This window comes from Candidatus Eisenbacteria bacterium (assembly GCA_016867495.1).
GTDB lineage: Bacteria > Eisenbacteria > RBG-16-71-46 > CAIMUX01 > VGJL01 > VGJL01.
The window spans coordinates 1-3775 of the sequence record VGJL01000224.1; the positions used below are offsets into that span (position 1 = coordinate 1).

Consider the following 3775-nt stretch of genomic DNA (forward strand, 5'->3'; position numbering starts at 1 on the left):
GGAGGACGATCCCGTCGGATGGATCCATGCGCACGCGCTCCGGCACAGGCTCCTTCGCGGTCCCGGGCACCGACTCAGGTTCCAGGTCGACCGGGAGCGGGGCCGAAGCCACGGCGTTCTCTACACGCCGCCGCCGCTGACCGAGGCGCTCGTCAGCGCGGTGCTCGGGGAATGGGAGCGGGCGGCCGGGGGCGAGAGCCTTTCTCTCTTCGGCGCGACTTCGCGCAGGGAGGCTCAGCCCCTGCGGATCCTGGACCCAGCCTGCGGGAGCGGACAGTTCCTGCTCTCCATCGCCCGCCGCCTGCTCAGGAGCGGGAATGGAAGCGGCGCGCCGCGGCGCCCCGACGATCTGCTTGGCGTCTTCCGCGCCATGCACGGAGTCGACATCGACCCTCAGGCCGCGACGCTCGCCGCCCTCAACCTTTCGCTCCAGGCCGTCCGCGCGGTCTGCCGCTCGCAAGAGGCCGATCCGCAAATCGTCGTTCGCTGGTTGCAGGAGCAGCTCGGCCCGGGCTTCCCCTGGTTTCTCGGCGGGCAGGTCCATCAGGGCAACGCCCTCATGCTCGCCGCCAAGCAGGATGTGAGGACATTCCGCTGGGCGGAGAGGTTCCAGACGATCTTCGGCGGGGACCGCCCCGGCTTCGACATCGTGATCGGCAATCCGCCCTGGGTCTCCTACGGGCTGCGCGATCGCGCGGGCGTGGAGGAGGAGGAGTCCGCGTACCTGCGAGGACTCTTCACGTACGGCGCCCAGTACAAGCTCTCGCTCTACCCCCTGTTCATCGAGCTCGCTCTGCGCCTCACGCGTCCCGGCGGCCTGCACGGATTCCTCGTCCCGGATTCCTTCTTCACGGGGCGGCACTTTTCCAAGATTCGGGCGCACATCCTCGAGACATGCCATCCGATTCTCATCTGCCTGGTCGAGTCCGGACCTTGGCCCGGCGTCCATGTCGGCCACACCGCCTTCTACTGCGTGCGTCGTCTCCCCTCCCCGGATCCGCCGCCGCAGATCCTGACCTGCGCGCTCAGGCTCCAACCGCCGTCCCGCCGGGCGCGCGGAGAGCGCGACTTGCCGCTCTTCGCCGGGGATGCCGACCGCAGCCGGCCGGTTCTCGTCGATCCCGAGACCTTCCGGAGGACCCCGCATCACGCGTTTCGAATCTTCCGCGACGAGAAGGAACAGAGGCTCGTCGCCGAAATGGAGCGCCAGCCCTTGAGGCTCGACGAGCTGATCGAGAGCTACTCGGGGCTCATCGCGCGCTACGGGCAGGAGACCGTGATCGGCCCCCGTGAGGGCCCGTTCGTTCTGGGAAACCGACAGGGCGCCATCGTCTTCCGTGACCCCGATCCCGCGGGACGCTGGCTTCCCGCGCTCCAGAGCGGGGCGGAGGTCGAGCCCTACAAGGCGCGCTGGCGCGGCGGCGCCCTCTACATTCCGGCCGATCGCGATGGATTGAGGAAGGTGTACAAGAGCGGCTTCGATCTCGAGCGGTACGCCGGGTCGAAGCTCTTCCTGAGACAGACCGGCGATCGGCTGGTGGCGGCGCGGGACCTCCGGAACTTCTACTGCCTGAACAACGTCCACATCCTCTCGGCGAGGAGCGATCCCGGGATCGATCTCCGTTTCCTCTGCGGCCTGCTCATGAGCGATCCGATCCAGCGCTACTACCAGATCGTCGCTCTGGAAGCGGGACGGCCGCTCGCCCAGGTCGACCTCGCGACGGTCGAGACCCTCCCCGTCCCGTGCGATGCCGGCGGCGCGCCGTACGGATCGGGAACGGCGGCGCGGGCGGGCGACTCCCGAGACGACCTCCGCCGTCGGATCGCCGATATCGTGGACGCCGGACGGGCCGTGCCTGTCGCGGATCTTGCGCGGGACGCGGACCTGGCGGGCGGCTTGGTCTGCCGTCTGGTCGAGAGACTCGAGGAGACCGAGGACGAGCAGTCCCGGCGCGCCCTCCAGGAGACCCTCGACCGGGTCATCTACGCGCTATTCGGAATGGCCCCCGTCTCCGGAGAAGGGGTGGGGTGACCGGGACGCCGGCGACAGAAAACGCTTGGCCCCTGAACGAGGAAGGTCTACAGTTCCCGCATCGGTCGATGTTCAGAGGAGAGCAGGAGGTGTTTTTGGTGGGCATCCGCAAAATCGACATGGCAGATCTGGCGTTCACGAGTGTGGATGCCAGGGGAGCGGGTGCCTAGGCTGCCTCTTTAGTCTCGTCCTGAGGGCCCGCTCCGACGCCGCGAGCGGGCTTCGTGTTTTCTCCCTCGCTTTAGCCGAGTCCGCCCGCGGCCCGTAGGGGCAAAGTCCGCGCCAGAGCCCAGGTCCGTCCGACTGCGCGTCGGGCGCGGATGCTTGAAGGAATGTCACGGAGCACGTTCAGTGCGTGGTGGGCGCGATGAGATCGAAATATCGCTTGATCTGGGATCTGATGGCCGGCCAGCGGCTCCGCTACGGCGCCGCCATTGGAGCGATGGTCCTCGGATCCTCCTTCATGTACCTTGCGCCGCTGGTTCCGCAGGTGGTCATCGACGGCATCCTTGGACAGCCGGCTGCGGAGGAGTCCGCCCTGGTGCGAACCGCGCTCGCGCTCGGCGGCGGCAGGGAGTTCCTGCGCGAGCGTCTCTGGATCCCGGGACTCTGCATCGTCGTCCTGACCGCGGCGGCCGGGATCTTCACCTACCTGCGGGGGCGCTGGTCCGCCACGGCCAGCGAGGCGATCGCGAGGCGGGTGAGGGATCTCCTCTACGACCAGCTCCAGCATCTTCCCTGTTCCTACCACGACAAGGCCGAGACGGGGGACCAGGTGCAGCGGTGCACGTCGGACGTGGAGACCTTCCGGCAGTTCCTGGCCAACCAGGTTGTCGAGATCGGACGCGCCATCATCATGATGGTGGTTCCGCTTCCGCTCATGCTCGCCCTCGACGCAAGGATGACCCTGGTCGCGGTCGTGACGATTCCTCCGATCGTCATCTTCTCGATCATCTTCTTCCGGAGGGTCCAGTCATCCTTCAAGAGGGTCGACGAGGCCGAGGGACGTCTGACCAGCGCGCTCCAGGAGAACCTGACCGGAATCCGAGTCGTCCGGGCCTTCGCGAGACAGGAGTACGAGAAGGAGAGGTTCGGAGCGAAGAACGCGACACACAGGGATCTCGACTACCGGCTCTATGTCCTGATGGCCTGGTACTGGTCGGTGTCGGACTTCGTCTGCATGAGCCAGAAGGCGCTCGTCCTCGGCGCGGGGGGATACTGGCTGGCGACGGGAGAGATCAGGGTCGGGACGTTCTACTTCTTTCTCGCGGCCGTGACCATGTTCATCTGGCCGATCCGGATGATGGGCCGGATCCTGACCGAACTCGGCAAGGCGCTCGTCTCGATCGGGAGGATCGCCGAGATCCTGGAGCATCCGCGCGAGAGCGAGATCCCCGAGGCCGGGATGGCCGGGCGGCCGGCGGAAGGCGGGGCGGAGGCGCGGGGCGAGGTCGAGTTCAGAAGCGTCTCCTTCGCCCACGGGGAGGGAAAGGTCCTGGATGGGGTCTCCTTCCGCGTGGCCCCGGGACAGACCCTCGCGTTGCTCGGCCCGTCAGGCTCCGGCAAGTCGACGATCGTGAACCTCCTGCTCCGCTTCTACGAGCCGGACGCGGGCTCGATCCTCCTGGATGGAAGGGAGATCCGGACCCTGGGGCGCAAGGCTGTCCGGTCGCAGATCGCGGTCGTCTTGCAGGAGCCGTTTCTCTACTCGAAGAACCTCCGCGACAACATCGCCCTTGGCCG

General features: G+C 67.4%; 2 protein-coding genes. Both read left to right on the forward strand.

Translation table 11 applies throughout. From position 1 onward, the window contains the following. The coding region (locus tag FJY88_12550) for a hypothetical protein (protein ID MBM3288165.1) at positions 1-2032 on the forward strand (2032 nt) is incomplete at its 5' end. A 367-nt stretch (positions 2033-2399) separates the two neighbouring features. Continuing rightward, on the forward strand, positions 2400-3775 hold a 1376-nt coding region (locus FJY88_12555), incomplete at its 3' end, for an ATP-binding cassette domain-containing protein (GenBank protein ID MBM3288166.1).